Below are 455 nucleotides of genomic sequence, written 5' to 3' on the forward strand. Positions count from 1 at the left end.
GTAAAAGAACGCAAAAAACATGTTTGAAATTAACCCGGTAAAAAACCGAATTCAGGACCTGTCCGTGCGGACTGCCGTTCTTAGGGGGTATCTTTGACTATGATGCCAAGAAAGAACGCCTAGAAGAAGTTAACGCAGAGCTGGAACAACCTGACGTTTGGAACGAACCCGAGCGCGCACAGGCGCTGGGTAAAGAGCGCGCAGCGCTTGAAGCCATCGTTGAAACCATCGATCAGCTGGAGCAGGGCGGCGAAGACGTCTCTGGCCTGCTGGAATTGGCGATTGAAGCCGACGATGAAGAAACCTTTAACGAAGCCGTCGTTGAGCTTGATCAACTGTCTGCCAAGCTTGAGCAATTAGAATTCCGTCGTATGTTCTCTGGTGAATACGACAGTGCTGATTGCTACCTGGACATCCAGGCGGGTTCCGGCGGCACCGAAGCACAGGACTGGGCC

Annotated in this window: 1 pseudogene; it reads left to right on the forward strand. The window is 52.3% G+C overall.

Annotation, left to right across the window (positions count from 1 at the left end):
* Positions 1-19 precede the first annotated feature (19 nt).
* A pseudogene (locus tag EN932_RS37670) lies at positions 20-455 on the forward strand (PCRF domain-containing protein); the annotation flags it as partial.

Source organism: Mesorhizobium sp. M7A.F.Ca.US.002.01.1.1, from assembly GCF_004022955.1.
In the GTDB taxonomy this organism is placed as follows: domain Bacteria; phylum Pseudomonadota; class Alphaproteobacteria; order Rhizobiales; family Rhizobiaceae; genus Mesorhizobium; species Mesorhizobium ciceri.